Genomic DNA, 13,752 nt, shown 5'->3' on the forward strand with positions numbered 1-13,752 from the left:
CACGCGATGGTGTGGGGCGTGCTCGTGGTGTCGCTGCGGCAGCGGCTCGTGCCGGCTCGCCCTCGCCCCGCTCCGGGCCGCGGCCGCCGCGCTCGCGGTCGCCCCGGTCGCGCGGGCCACGGTCGCCCCGGTCCCGGCCGGCGGGACGCTCGCCACCGGCGGCCTCCTCGGCGGCCGGCGCCTCGGCGCCCTCCGGGCGGACCTTGTCCAGGTAGATCTTGCCGCGCTGGTCGATGTCGGCGATCTCCACCTCGACCTTGTCCCCGACGTTGAGGAAGTCCTCGACCTTCTCGACCCGCTTGCCGTCGCCCACCTTCGAGATGTGCAGCAGGCCGTCGCGGCCGGGGAGCAGCGAGACGAAGGCGCCGAACGCGGCGGTCTTCACCACGGTGCCGAGGAACCGGTCGCCGACCTTCGGCAGGGTCGGGTTGGCGATCGCGTTGATCCGCTCGACCGCGGCCTGGGCCGACGGGCCGTTGGTCGCGCCGACGTAGATGGTGCCGTCGTCCTCGATGGAGATCTCGGCACCGGTCTCGTCCTGGATGGCGTTGATGGTCTGGCCCTTCGGGCCGATCACCATGCCGATCTTGTCGACCGGGATCTTGACGGTGGTGACCCGCGGCGCGTAGTCGCTCATCGCGGCCGGGGCCTCGATCGCCGACTGCATCACGTCGAGGATGGTCTGCCGGGCCTCGTGCGCCTGCTGCAGCGCGGCGGCCAGCACGTCCGACGGGATGCCGTCGAGCTTGGTGTCGAGCTGGAGCGCGGTGACGAAGTCCCGGGTGCCGGCGACCTTGAAGTCCATGTCGCCGAACGCGTCCTCGGCGCCGAGGATGTCGGTCAGCGTCACGTACCGGGTCTTGCCCTCGACCTCGTCGGAGATGAGGCCCATGGCGATGCCGGCGACCGGAGCCTTCAGCGGCACACCCGCCGAGAGCAGGCCCAGCGTCGAGGCGCAGACCGAGCCCATCGAGGTGGAGCCGTTGGAGCCGAGGGCCTCCGAGACCTGCCGGATCGCGTACGGGAACTCCTCGCGCGACGGCAGCACCGGGATGAGCGCCCGCTCCGCGAGGGCGCCGTGGCCGATCTCGCGCCGCTTCGGCGACCCGACCCGGCCGGTCTCCCCGGTGGAGTACGGCGGGAAGTTGTAGTTGTGCATGTAGCGCTTGGACTTCTCCGGGGAGAGGGTGTCCAGCGACTGCTCCATGCGCAGCATGTTCAGCGTGGTGACGCCCAGGATCTGGGTCTCGCCGCGCTCGAAGAGCGCCGAGCCGTGCACCCGGGGCAGCACGCCGACCTCGGCGGTCAGCGGGCGGATGTCGCGCGGGCCCCGGCCGTCGATGCGGACCTGCTCGCGCAGCACCCGGCTGCGGACCTCGGACTTGGTCAGCGACCGGAAGGCGGCGGAGAGCTCCTTCTCCCGGCCCTCGAAGCGCGGGCCGAGCTCCTCGACGACCTTGGCCTTGACCCGGTCCAGAGCCTCCTCGCGGTCGTGCTTGCCGGCGATCTTCAGGGCCTCGGCGACCTCGGCGCGGGCCAGCTCGGCGACCGCCTCGTACGCGTCGTCGGCGTAGTCCAGGAAGACCGGGAACTCGGCGACCGGCTTGGCGGCCACCTCGGCCAGCTCGCTCTGCGCCCGGCACAGCTCCCGGATGGCCGGCTTGGCGGCCTCCAGGCCGCTGGCGACGACCTCCTCGGTCGGGGCGGTCGCCCCGCCGGCGACCAGCTTCACGGTGTGCTCGGTGGCCTCGGCCTCGACCATCATGATCGCGACGTCGCCGTCCGGCAGGGCCCGGCCGGCCACCACCATGTCGAAGGTGGCCCGCTCCAGCTCCTCGTACGTCGGGAAGGCGACCCACTGGCCGTCGACGTGGGCCATCCGGGTGGCCCCGATCGGGCCGGAGAACGGCAGGCCGGAGAGCTTGGTCGACATCGAGGCGGCGTTGATCGCCACGACGTCATACGGGTGCTGCGGGTCGAGCGCGAGGACGGTCTCGACGACCTGGACCTCGTTGCGCAGGCCCTTGACGAAGGACGGGCGCAGCGGCCGGTCGATCAGCCGGCAGGTGAGGATGGCGTCCTCGCTGGGCCGGCCCTCACGGCGGAAGAACGAGCCGGGGATGCGGCCCGCGGCGTACATCCGCTCCTCGACGTCCACCGTCAGTGGGAAGAAGTCGAACTGCTCCCGCGGCTGCTTGCCGGCGGTGGTGGCGGAGAGGACGACCGTCTCGCCGAGCTGGGCGATGACGGAGCCGGCGGCCTGGCGGGCCAGCCGACCGGTGGAGAAGGTGATCTCACGGGTGCCGAAGGACCCGTTGTCGATCACGGCGGTGCGGGATTCGGTGCCGAGGTTGGTCTCGGTCATGGTGCTGTCGTGCTCCTTCGCGTCGGGGGTCCACGACACGGGAGCTGCTCAGACGGCCGGTCTTCGATCGAAGCGCCCGGGTGGCCGGCACGATGCCGGCGTGCCCGGGGGCCACTACCGGAGACCGGTACGCTGACCGGCTCCCTCTCGGGTGGTCGCGTGACCCGGGTTCTTTCAGTGGTACCGGAACGGGGGAGCGGCCGCAGGCCACTCCCCCGTCACGTCACCGGCGCAGACCGAGCCGCTCGATGAGCGACCGGTAGCGGTTGATGTCCTTCTTCTGGACGTAGTTGAGCAGCCGACGGCGACGGCCGACCAGCAGCAGCAGCCCGCGACGGCTGTGGTGGTCGTGCTTGTGCACCTTCAGGTGCTCGGTGAGCTCGGCGATCCGCTTGGTGAGGACCGCGACCTGCACCTCGGGCGAACCGGTGTCGCCCTCCTGGGTCGCGTACTCGGAGCGGATCTTGGCCTTGGCTTCCTGGTCGAGCGCCATGTTCTCCCTGTTTCGTGGGTCGTTCGATGAGGTCCGGCGGGTCGCTCGGGGCGACCGGGGATCGGACCGGTCCTCGCACCCGCGGCGTCGTGCAGGCACGCGAGGCCCCACGTCGGTCAGCCGACGTCCCTCTCAGACTACCAGCCCGGCCGGGAACCGCCCGGTGAAGGGCGGCGCGCCGGCCGGAGCAGGGGCGGCGGGCGGGCCGGAGCAAGGCGGGCGCCGGTCGCGTCGGCCCGCCTGGGCGGGGGCGGCGGGCTCAGCCGAACGCGCGGCGGGTCCGCTCCACGTCCTCGGCGATCTGGGCCACCAACGGCTCGATCGAGTCGTACGTCCGCTGTTCCCGCAGGTGCGCCACGAAGTCCAGGGCCAGCCGCTCGCCGTACAGGTCGCCGGAGAAGTCGAGCACGTACGCCTCCACCCGGCGCTCCCGGCCGGAGAAGGTCGGGTTGGTGCCGATGGAGACGGCCGCCGCGAGCGGCTCCCGCCCGCGGCGCACCAGGCGGGCGGCGTACACCCCGTCGGCGGGGACCGCCGCGTACCGGTGGGTCAGCAGGTTGGCCGTCGGGTAGCCCAGCTCACGTCCGCGCTGGTCGCCGCGGACCACCACGCCCTCGACCCGGTGCGGACGGCCGAGCGCGGCGGCCGCCGCGGCCACGTCGCCCGCGTCGACGCAGGAACGGATGTACGTGGAGGAGAAGACCGTCCCCGCCTCGGCGACCAGCGGGCCGCCCTCCGCCGCGAAGCCGAAGGTGCGGCCCAACCGCTCCAGCAGGGCCACGTCGCCGGCCGCCCGGTGCCCGAACCGGAAGTTCTCGCCGACCACCACCAGCGCGGCGTGCAGGTGCTCGACCAGGATGTCGTGCACGAACGCCTCGGCCGGCAGCCGGGAGAACTCCGGGGTGAACGGCACCACGCAGAGCACGTCGACGCCGAGCGCCTCGATCAGCTCCGCCTTGCGGGCCGGTTCGGTGAGCACCGCGGGGTGCGAGCCGGGGCGGACCACCTCGGCCGGGTGCGGGTCGAAGGTCACCACCACCGACTTGACCCCCAGCTCACGGGCGCGCGCCACGGCGTGGCCGATGGTGGCCTGATGCCCCTTGTGCACCCCGTCGAAGACGCCGATGGTGACCACCGAGCGCCCCCAGCCCCCGGGTGCCGCCTCGTACCCCCGCCACCGCTGCATGCCGTCCTCCCCTGCTCGCCGCCGCCGTCGTCCCCTGCTCGCCACCGCCGTCGTCAGGCCGGGGCCAGCACGATCTCCGCACGGGCCCGCCCGTCCCGCTCGCTGACGATAGCGATCAACCCGCCGTCGGGTCCGAAGACGGCGTACGGGCCGGCGATGCCGACCACGTCGAGCGGGCCACCGTGGGCGAGGACCTTCGCCTCGTCGCCGGTGGCGTCCCGGCGCGGGAAGAACCGGTCGGCGGCCGCGGCCAGGGGCAGGTTGACCACGTCGGGAGCGCACCGCTCCAGCGTGTCGAGGGTGGCCGCCTCGGCCAGGGTGAAGCCGCCCACGGCGGTGCGGCGCAGCGCGGTCAGGTGGCCGCCGACCCCGAGCGCCAGGCCCGCGTCCCGGGCGATGGCCCGGATGTACGTCCCGGAGGAACAGGTCACGTCCACGTCCACGTCCACCACGTCCGGGGCGTCCCGGCGGATCGCCAGGACGTCCAGTCGGGAGATGGTGACCCGGCGGGCGGGCAGCTCGACGCTCTCCCCCTCGCGGACCCGCTTGTACGCCCGCTGACCATTGATCTTGATGGCGCTGACGGCGCTGGGCACCTGGTCGATCTCGCCGGTCTGGGCGGCGAGCGCGGCGCGGACGCCGTCGTCGGTCACCCCGACGGTCGAGGTGGTGGCGATCACGTCGCCCTCGGCGTCGTCGGTGACGGTGGCCTGGCCCAGCCGGATCGTCGCGGTGTAGCTCTTGCCGGCGCCGATCATGTAGGTGAGCAGACGGGTCGCCCGCCCCACCCCGATCACCAGCACCCCGGTGGCCATCGGGTCCAGCGTCCCGCCGTGCCCGACCCGGCGGGTACGCGCCAGTCGCCGGATCCGCGCCACCACGTCGTGCGAGGTCATGCCGCCGGGTTTGTCGACCACGATCAGACCGTCTGTGCTCACGACCGCCAAGCCTGCCAGAGCCCCGTGTCGCCCGTGACGGGGGTATCGCGCCGCCCGACGAAGTGTGACAATCGGTGACACCTCGCCCACTCGCGTACTCGGGGGCCGTGATGACCGACAACCGGCCGACCTCCCCACCACCGCGTCAACCCGGCCCGCCGTCCGGCTCCGGCGGAGAACCCGGGACGGCCCCGGAGTGGTTGCGCCAGCCACCCGCGGACACCGACGCGAGGCGCGGCGACCGGCTGCGGAGCCGGCTGAGGCGGCACGCCGGCCTGATCGCGACCGTGCTGGTGCTGCTCACCTACATCGGGGTGGTCGGCGGCGCCGTGCTGGTGTCGATGCCGGAGGCGGGCGGGCGACCGGTGCCATACGCGGCGACGAGCCGACCGGCCGGCGAGCACGGCCGCATGTCCGCGTCGCCGCCGCCCGCGTCCCCGCCGTCCGCGTCCCCGCCGCCCGCGTCGCCGTCGCCCGCGGCGATCAGTCCGTTCGACGGCACCCCGGCCGCCACGTTCCCGCAGGGGCAGGCGGGGATCGTCCTGCCGGTCGCGAAACGGACCGGCCCGTTCACCGAGAAGCAGGTGGCGGCCGCGCTGGCGAAGGTCCGGAAGGCCGTGGTGACCGCGCGGCTGGACCGCCGGTTCATGACCAGGAAGGATCCTGAACCGTTGGTCCGGCAGTTCGCCCCGGACGCCCGCGCCAACCAGCGCAAGGCCTTCACATCAGGCACGTCTGCCGCGTACGCCACCCGGCTGGCACCCGGCGCCCGGCTCACCGCCGACCAGCCCCGGGTGAAGGGCCGGATCACCTACCGGGCGACGAAGGACGCCGACGGCATCCGCATCCTGGCGGTGACCACCAACCTCGTCTGGGCGTACGCCTTCCGGACCAGCAGCGCGGTACCGGGCGACGGACTGGTCGTGGTGCACGACATGGTGGTCTGGAGCGTGCCGCATCCCGATGACGTCGACGCCGATTCGAACGGGCTGTGGATCGAGGACGCGCACTCCTACGCCTCCAACATCGACTGCGCGGCCTTCGACAAGGGCCTGCTCCGTCCGGGCGCGCCCGACCACGACGTCCCGGCCGATCCGGAACAGAACGAGGTCTTCGACCCGGACCGGATCCTGGACATCGAGGACACCTGCTGAATCGAGCCCGAACGGGGTGGCGGCCGCGCCGTCCGGTAGGGCAAACTCCCCGCGTCCCCTCGCCTGTCTTCAAGATCTCCGACCGACAAGCTCTGACGCGAACCGCTCCCCCGCCGGGATGGCCTGCCGGGGCGGACGTCGACCGGTCCGAAAGAACGGGAATGACCGACCAACAGCAGAAGCCCGAGCCGTCGCGCCGCCTCGACGAGATGTTCGCGCCCGACGAGGCTGTCAAGGTGCCCGACTGGATGCGCCATCCGGTTCAGGAACACGAACTGACCCGGCGGGAGCGGCTGCACCTCGGCTGGGAGCGGCACAGCGGGAAGCTGCTCGGCGCCGTCGGCTTGTTGCTGGTCGTCGGCCTCCTCGGCTTCCTCGGCACCGCCGGCTGGCGCTTCGTCGACAAGGTGAACCACGGCGAGGTGGTGCTGGGGTCCCGGACCACCAAGGCGCCGCGACAGCTCGACGCCGACGGCAACACCCTGGGCGTCTACCTCGACACGCCCGCCGAGCACTTCGTCGAGGGCGAGCAGGCGATCGTCCTGCCGGCCGCCCGACCGGCCGGCCCGTTCACGCAGAAGCAGGTCACGGACGCGCTGTCCGTCGTCCGGGCAGCACTGGTCGCCGGCCGGCTGGGCAAGGACATGCTGTACGGCGACCCGAAGGCGTTCCTCGCCCGGCTCGCCCCCGACGCGCGGGCCGGGGTCACCGACGACCTGGCCCGGGGCGTCGGCCTCGGCTATGCCAGCCGGATCCGCCGCGACGCCGACCCCGCCTTCGTGCCGCAGGACGGTATCCGCGCCCGTGGCACGATCGAATACGCCGCCACGACCACCGACGACGGCGTCCGCGTGCTGGCCATCACCACCCGGTTCATCTGGGTCTACTCGTTCGACCTGTTCCAGGCGCAGGCGTACCCGCCCGGCGCCGAGCTGGTGACCGTGCGCGACGAGGTCGTCTGGCAGTTCCCCCACCCGGACGACGTCCGGGCGTCGTCCCGGGGACTCTGGATCGGCTCGGCCGCGGTGACGGTCGCGAACGCGCCCTGCGACGCGATGGTGCAGGGCTACCTCGCCCTGGAGTACGACCCCACCGCCCGCTACCGGCGCCCGACGCCGGGGCCGACCGGCGACATCTACGAACCGGGCTGGAAGCCGGGCGACGGCGAGGACTGCTGAGGCGGCGGCGGTGGTCAGCGGACCGCGCCGACCACCGCCCAGCCGCCGGAGCGCACCCGCAGCAGCAGCGCGACCAGCCGGAGCACCACGAACAGCGTCAGCCCGGCCCAGATCCCGCCCAGCCCGAGATCGAGCCCGTAGGCCAGCCAGATGGCGGGCAGGAAGCCGCCCAGCGCCGCCACGATGGTGAGGTTGCGCAGGTAGCGGACGTCGCCCGCGCCGATCAGCACGCCGTCGAGGGCGAAGACCACCCCGCCGATCGGCTGGAGCGCGACGAACCACGGCCAGGCGACCATCGCCTGCTCGCGTACCTGCGGATCGGAGCTGAACCAGGACGGCACCAGGCCGGCGCCGGCGGCGATGAGCACCGCGAAGGCCACGCCGCAGGCCCCGCCGAGCAGGGCGATCCGGCGGGCCAGGGCGCGCGCGCCGGCGGCGTCGCCGGCCCCGAGCGCCGCGCCGATCAGCGCCTGCGCGGCGATCGCGAGGGCGTCCAGCACCAGCGCGGTGAAGAACCACAGCTGTACGGCGATCTGGTGGGCGCCGACCGCCGCGGCGCCGAACCGGGCCGCGACGGCGGTGGCGGAGAGGAAGCTGGCCTGGAAGGCGACCCCCCGGATGAGCAGGTCGCGGCTGAGCACGAGCTGCTGGCGGATCAGCCGCGGCCGGGGGCGCAGGGAGATCCGCTCGCGCACCAGCGCCGCCGCGAAGAGGCCGCCGGAGATGGTCTGCGCGATGACGTTCGCCACCGCCGAGCCGACCAGCCCGAGCCCGGCCGGGTAGACCAGCAGCGGGCAGAGCAGCGCGGAGAGCAGGTTGGGCGCGAGCACGAAGAGCAGCGGGCGTCGAGTGTCCTGGATGCCGCGCAGCCAGCCGTTGCCGGCGGCGGCCAGCAGCAGGCCGGGCGCGCCGAGCGCCGCGATCCGCAGCCAGCCGGCGGCGGCGTCGGCCACCTCGCCCGGGCCGCCGACGAGGGTACGCGCCAGCCATCCGCCGCCGACCTGCATGGCGAGCGCCACCAGCACGCCGACGGTCAGGGCGAGCCAGGATGCCTGGACGCCTTCGGCCACCGCCGCGGCCCGGTCCCCCGAGCCGAACCGCCGGGCGGACCGCCCCGTGGTGCCGTACGCGACGACGGTGCCGAGCCAGGCCGTCAGGGTCAGCACCGTACCGCCGACGGCGAGCGCGGCGAGCGGTACGCGGCCCAGGTGACCGACCACCGCCGTGTCGACCAGGACGTAGAGCGGCTCGGCGGCGAGCACCACCAGGGCGGGCAGGGCGAGCGCGGCGATCCGGCGGGCCGAGACGGTGGGCGAACTGGCAGGGGCGGCGATCTGACTCATCGCCGCCGATCCTGACACGCCTCAGTAAGGAACACAAGCACCCCCACCGCTTACCAATCCGCCGCCCAGCCCACGTTGATCACGAGGGTGGCGGCGCTGTCGATCTCCGCAACCGCCGCCAACCTCATGATCACCGGGACGGGGCGGGGAGGGTGGCCAGCCAGCGGCGGGTGTCGGCGCGGGTGCGGAGGCGGATCACCGGCACCTCGGGGGCGTGGGCGGCGACGGCCGCGTACACCAGGGGCCGGGACCGGCGGGGGTACCGCCACACGTAACGGAGAAACTGCAGGTCGAGCTGCTCGGGGCAGCCGTCCGGCAGGTCGGGCCGGGGCGTGGCCCGGTACGCCCAGCGCCGACGCAGCACCCGGGCGAGGCAGAGCGGCCACGGCGGGTCACAGAGCACCAGCAGGTCGGCGCGGGGCAGCCGGAGATCGAGCGTGCTGCGGTAGTTGCCGTCCATGACCCAGGCCGAACGGGCGGCGAGCCGGGCGACCTCGGCCCGGAAGTCGGCGTCCGTGGCAGCGATCCAGCCCGGCCGCCAGAAGTGGCGATCGAGGTGGATCAGCGGGAGGTCGAGGCGGCGGGCGACCTCGCGGGCGAGCGTGCTCTTACCGGCCCCCGAGCTGCCGACGATCAGGATGCGGCGCACCGGGCGAGGGTAGCGCCGGGCGCGCCGTACGGGGCGGCGGTGACGTCGTGGCCTACCGCGTCACCGCCGGGCGGCACCCGTCACTGACGGGTGTCCATCGAGGTCTGCAGCGCGCGGCGCATCTGCTCGCGCGTCTCCTCGGTGGTCGTGGTCTCGGTCCGCGGCTTGCGCTTGGTCGCCATGAAAGTTCCCTTCCAGGGTGCGGACCACCGGCAGCCGGTGGCCCTACGGGCGTTTCGGTGAGCGCCGGGGCGGCGGTCCGGGATCACCGGAGCGGCGCGCCTGGCGGCGTGAGCCCGGGTCGGTCTGACCCTGGAGGGAGGCGGCACCGGGTGTCGACGCCACCGCCCGTGACCAGCGCCGGAGCACCGGTCCGCACCCAAATTAACGTTCACTTTCCTGCTGCCGCCCGCACTTCCCGGGATGCGGACACCATCGGGGAGCCCGGTCAGCGGGCGAGGAAGTGCCAGCCGAGCCACCACCAGAAGCCGAACAGGCCGATCCGCCCCACCGGCACCGGGCCCACCTCGTAGCGCATGACGAAGGCGCACACGTCGGCGAGCGACGGGATCTTGGAGCCCTCCCGGCGGGCGGCCCACTCGACGGCCGCGAAGAGCAGCAACGCGGTCAGGAAACCGCCGATCGCCAGGGCGCGCATCATCGGCGGACCAGCCCCCAGAACGCGGCCAGCCAGGCGAACCAGGCCGCGGAGCGGACCAGGTGGTCCTCCAGCAGCGGATCGGCCAACCGGGAGAAGGTGGGAAAATCGTCGCCCACGTTCAACACGAAGGTCGCCCCTTCGAAGACCCCGAAGACGGTGACCGGCAGCAACCACCAGACCGCGCCCGACGGCAACCGGCCCGGCGCGGGCCGTCGGGGCGCCCGGTTGCTCAGGCCGATCCAGATCAACGCGCCACCGGTGCCCAGGGTGTAGAGGTTGGCCTGGGCGGAGAAGGACGGGAACTGGCCACCGACCAGGGAGAGACAGATCAGCATCGGGACGGTGACGACCGGACGGTCCCAGGCTCGGGGCGCCTCGGCGGTGAGCTCTCGGGGGTGATCCATCACCCGATTGTCCCGACCGTCACGGAGCGCCGGAAGTCCGGTACGCCCCGGAGTCGTCCCTGAATTCAGGCCGTCAGCACCGCCCCGTCCAGCTCGGCGCGGATCCGGTCCACCACCTCGTCGACGGTGCCCCGCCCGGTGAAACCGGCCGCGAAACGGTGCCCACCGCCGCCCAACGCCACCGCCACCCGGCTCACGTCCACCGCGCCCTTGCTGCGCAGCGAGACCGCCCACTCGGCGGGTGCGACCTGCTTGACCACGCAGCTCACGTCCGCCTCGGCGGTGCAGCGCACCGAGTCGATCAGCGCCTCCAGCACGTACGCCGGCTGGTCGTACCGGGCCAGGTCGTCCTGGGTGGCGTACGTCCAGACCAGCCCGTGCCCGGCGGCGGCCGCCGGTTCCAGTCGGGCCCGGCCCAGCACCTCGCCGAAGAGCCGGACCGCGCCGAACGGCCGGGTGTCGAAGATCCGCCGGGAGATGTCCCCGGGACGGATGCCGGTGGCCAGCAGCCGGGCCGCCATCCGGTGCACCTCGGGCGTGGTGGCCTCGAAGCGGAACGAGCCGGTGTCCGTGCTGAGCGCCACGTAGAGGCAGGTGGCTATCTCCGCGTCCAGCCGCACCCCGAGCCGGTCCAACAGCCCCTCGGCGACCACCGAGGTGGCCGCCGCGTGCGGGTCCACCAGGTGGATGCCCCCGAACCGGGTGTTCGAGGCGTGGTGGTCCAGCACCAGCGCGGTGCCGGCCTTGCCGAGCCGGCCGGCCAGGTCGCCCAGCCGGGACTCGCTCGCCGCGTCGAAGCAGACGACCAGGTCCGGATCCGGGTACGCGTCGTCCTGCGGCACCAGCAGGTCGAGCCCGGGCAGCCAGCGGAACGGCTCGGGCACCTCCGGCGGCCCGGGAAAGGTCGCCTGGAGGTGCCGTACGCCCCGGCGGCGCAGGCCCAGCCCGAAGCCGAGCATGCTGCCCAGCGCGTCGCCGTCCGGGTTGACGTGGCAGATCAGCAGCACCCGCGCGTCGGCGGGGAGCTCGCGTACCGCCGCGACGGCGGCCGCCCAGTCGGTGTCGGTGGGGCCGGCACCGGCCGGCGTACCGCCCTCGGCGGGAGCGGTCACCGGCGGTCGCCGCCGTGCGGCTCGTCGGCGCCGCGCGACTCGTCGGCGCCGTGCGACTCGTCGGCGCCGGTCCCGGCGTCCTCGGCCTCGGTGTCCTCGTCGTCCAGCCGGTACGGCTGCGCCTCGCCCGCGTACTGGGCGTTGGCCGCCAGCCGCTGCACCTCCGCGTCGGCGTTGCGGGCCGCCGCGAGCAGGTCGTCGATGTGCTTGACCTGGTCCTGCACGTCGTCGAGGACGAACGTCAGGGTCGGCGAGTGGCGCAGCCCGAGGGCCTTGCCGACCGTGCTGCGCAGCATGCCCTTCGCGCTCTCCAGCGCGGCGGCCGTGCTGGCCTGGGCCGCCGCGTCGCCGAGCACCGTGTAGAAGACGGTGGCGTCCCGCAGGTCGGCGGTGATCCGGGCGTCGGTGATGGTGATCATCCCGAGCCGGGGGTCCTTGATCTGGCTCCGCACCACCGACGCGACCAGTTCACGGATGCGCTCCGCGTGCCGGCGTACCTTGGCCGGATCCGTCATGTCCCCCACCTCCAGGGCTCTCTGTTCCCAACGACGACTCCAGCTCGGCGCGTCTGACGCCGCGCCGCGAACTGGAGCCGTCGGCCGGATACGACGGCGCGGGCGCCGCCGGGTCCGACCGCCCAACACCTCGAACAGTACCCGCGCTGCCCCGCCCCCCGCGCACGGCCGCCGGTGCAAGGAAGGGCCCCCTGTTAACGCCTCGTGGGGGTGAAGGGGCCCTTCCTAACGCCTGTGGCGGGCTCAGTCCTCAGCGCCGTGGAGACGGCGGCGGACGGAGAGCAGCTCGGTCTCCGGGCGGGCGGCCACGAGGCGCTCGCAGGAGTCGAGCACCTCCCGGACGTGCGCCGGCTCGGCGGCCACCACGGCCACCCCGATCTCGGCGCGGCCGTGCAGATCGAGCGCCCCGACCTCGGCGGCCGACACCTCCAACCGGCGCAACGCGGCGACGATCGGCCGGACGTACGAGCGCTTGGCCTTCAGGGACCGGGAGTCCCCCGGCAGCAACAGGTCGAAGTGCGCGGTTCCCGTGTACACGGCGAGCAACGGTACGCGGACCGGCCGGCCGGGTCACCCCTTTTCGGCCGACGCGTCCGGCGACGGCTGCCGGGCGGGGCGCGGTGTCAGGCCGGCTGTACTCGGTCCGGAGCGGCGCCAGGCGGCGCGGAGGCCGAATGATGGCCGTCAGCCGGGTTGGAGTCGTCGCCAGGCGCGACCGCCACCAGCACGTCCCGGTCGATCGCCTGGTCGACCCGGTGGGCGAGATCACGCCAGCCGGGCCCGTCCATCACCCGCAGGCCCGCTTCGGTCAGCACCGCCTCGGCCGCCGCCCGGGGCGCCACCAGAGTGTTCCAGGACAGCCCCAGCGCCCCGCCGGGGCGCAGCAACTGTCGCCAGACCGGCACCGCCGCGCCGAGCAGGTCCAGCGGGCTACGCGACAGCGCCTGCCCGGTGCGGCTGCCGTGCGCCACCCCGTACGGCGCGTCGGTCACGATCACGTCGGCGCAGCCCGGCCGCAGCACCTCCCGGACGCGGGTGGTGTCGGTGTGCAGCACGGTGACCCGCTGGGTCGCCCCGGCCCGGTGGTCGTCCCGGGACGGGGCGAGCACCGCCTCGAACCGCCGGGCGACGAGCTTGCGGTCCCGGCGTACCGGCACCGTCTCGGCGGTGTGCTTGAGCCGCTTGCGGCGCAGCCAGGTACGCAGGAACGCCGCGTACGCGTCCACGTCCTTGCCGTCGTGCTCGACGCCGATGCCGTCGTAGCCGTACATCAGCGCCTGGTTGAGGGTGGTGCCGCGGCCGCAGAGCGGGTCGAGCACCACCAGTTGCCGGTCCAGCATCCCGCCGGCCGCGGCGGAGGCGAGCACGGTGACGTTGAGCAGCAGCCGGGTGAACTGCTCGTTGGTCTTGCCCGCGTACTTCGGGATGGTGATCAGGTCGGCGTCGTAGCGGGCGAGGGGGTGCAGCGGCACCGGCCGGAGCAGGTCGTCGCCCACCCGCTCGAACAGCGCGTACGCCGCCGACAGGTTGGCCAGGTACGCCAGGTCGCGCCCGCCCAGCCCCGGCTGCGGCGCGGCGAAGGTCAGGTACTCCACCCCGCCGATCCGTTCCACGGCGGCGTCGACCGGCGGCACGTCGAGCACCCCCGAGCCGGCGAAGACCGCCAGTTCGGCGCGGGCCAGCCGGCTGGCCGCGTCGGCGTAGACGCGGTTGGCGGAGGGGGCGAGGAGCAGCGCGTACCTGAGCACGCGGGA

General features: G+C 73.8%; 14 protein-coding genes. 2 read left to right on the plus strand and 12 right to left on the minus strand.

Annotation, left to right across the window (positions count from 1 at the left end; genetic code table 11):
- The 4 genes from ABZ570_RS07925 to truB form a co-directional block, all read right to left on the minus strand.
- The coding region (locus ABZ570_RS07925; protein WP_358058797.1) for a polyribonucleotide nucleotidyltransferase at nt 1-2,365 on the minus strand (2,365 nt) is incomplete at its 3' end.
- 223 nt (nt 2,366-2,588) lie between these two features.
- Nucleotides 2,589-2,858 (minus strand): 30S ribosomal protein S15, encoded by a 270-nt coding sequence (gene rpsO / locus ABZ570_RS07930; RefSeq protein ID WP_358058589.1) that lies wholly within the window; start codon nt 2,856-2,858, stop codon nt 2,589-2,591.
- A 259-nt stretch (nt 2,859-3,117) separates the two neighbouring features.
- Complete coding sequence (locus tag ABZ570_RS07935; RefSeq protein ID WP_358058592.1) at nt 3,118-4,044, minus strand: bifunctional riboflavin kinase/FAD synthetase; 927 nt, start codon at nt 4,042-4,044, stop codon at nt 3,118-3,120.
- Nucleotides 4,045-4,097: 53 nt separating this feature from the next.
- Nucleotides 4,098-4,940: a tRNA pseudouridine(55) synthase TruB gene (gene truB, locus ABZ570_RS07940; protein ID WP_358058800.1), complete on the minus strand. Its 843-nt coding sequence runs from the start codon at nt 4,938-4,940 to the stop codon at nt 4,098-4,100.
- A gap of 152 nt (nt 4,941-5,092) precedes the next feature.
- Between truB and ABZ570_RS07945 the strand changes: the two genes are divergently transcribed.
- Together ABZ570_RS07945 and ABZ570_RS07950 are read left to right on the plus strand one after the other, a co-directional pair.
- A complete protein-coding gene (locus tag ABZ570_RS07945; RefSeq protein ID WP_358058595.1) occupies nt 5,093-6,136 on the plus strand; it encodes a hypothetical protein in 1,044 nt (347 codons plus the stop codon).
- A gap of 161 nt (nt 6,137-6,297) precedes the next feature.
- Entirely contained in the window at nt 6,298-7,314 is a 1,017-nt protein-coding gene (locus tag ABZ570_RS07950; RefSeq protein ID WP_358058598.1) for a hypothetical protein, read from the plus strand.
- A 14-nt stretch (nt 7,315-7,328) separates the two neighbouring features.
- On the opposite strand, the gene ABZ570_RS07955 is transcribed toward ABZ570_RS07950, so the two are convergent.
- The 8 genes from ABZ570_RS07955 to ABZ570_RS07990 form a co-directional block, all read right to left on the minus strand.
- The gene (locus ABZ570_RS07955; protein ID WP_358058601.1) at nt 7,329-8,657 is read right to left on the minus strand and encodes an MATE family efflux transporter; all 1,329 of its coding nucleotides are present in this window, start codon (nt 8,655-8,657) and stop codon (nt 7,329-7,331) included.
- A gap of 130 nt (nt 8,658-8,787) precedes the next feature.
- Nucleotides 8,788-9,306, minus strand: coding sequence for an AAA family ATPase (locus ABZ570_RS07960; protein ID WP_358058604.1), 519 nt, complete (start codon nt 9,304-9,306; stop codon nt 8,788-8,790).
- Between the two features lie 448 nt (nt 9,307-9,754).
- Entirely contained in the window at nt 9,755-9,964 is a 210-nt protein-coding gene (locus tag ABZ570_RS07965; protein ID WP_358058803.1) for a DUF6186 family protein, read from the minus strand.
- Entirely contained in the window at nt 9,964-10,371 is a 408-nt protein-coding gene (locus ABZ570_RS07970; protein WP_358058607.1) for a hypothetical protein, read from the minus strand. Before ABZ570_RS07970 ends, ABZ570_RS07965 begins: the two co-directional genes overlap by 1 nt.
- 65 nt (nt 10,372-10,436) lie before the next feature.
- Nucleotides 10,437-11,483, minus strand: coding sequence for a bifunctional oligoribonuclease/PAP phosphatase NrnA (locus ABZ570_RS07975; protein WP_358058610.1), 1,047 nt, complete (start codon nt 11,481-11,483; stop codon nt 10,437-10,439).
- Nucleotides 11,480-11,998, minus strand: coding sequence for a 30S ribosome-binding factor RbfA (rbfA, locus tag ABZ570_RS07980; RefSeq protein ID WP_358058613.1), 519 nt, complete (start codon nt 11,996-11,998; stop codon nt 11,480-11,482). Before rbfA ends, ABZ570_RS07975 begins: the two co-directional genes overlap by 4 nt.
- Before the next feature lie 243 nt (nt 11,999-12,241).
- Complete coding sequence (locus tag ABZ570_RS07985; protein WP_358058616.1) at nt 12,242-12,535, minus strand: DUF503 domain-containing protein; 294 nt, start codon at nt 12,533-12,535, stop codon at nt 12,242-12,244.
- An 86-nt stretch (nt 12,536-12,621) separates the two neighbouring features.
- Nucleotides 12,622-13,746 carry an SAM-dependent methyltransferase gene (locus ABZ570_RS07990; protein WP_358058619.1) on the minus strand — a complete coding sequence of 375 codons (1,125 nt, stop codon included), beginning with the start codon at nt 13,744-13,746 and terminating at the stop codon, nt 12,622-12,624.
- Nucleotides 13,747-13,752: the final 6 nt, after the last annotated feature.

This window comes from Micromonospora sp. NPDC007271, assembly GCF_040634005.1.
Classification (GTDB): Bacteria; Actinomycetota; Actinomycetes; order Mycobacteriales; family Micromonosporaceae; genus Micromonospora.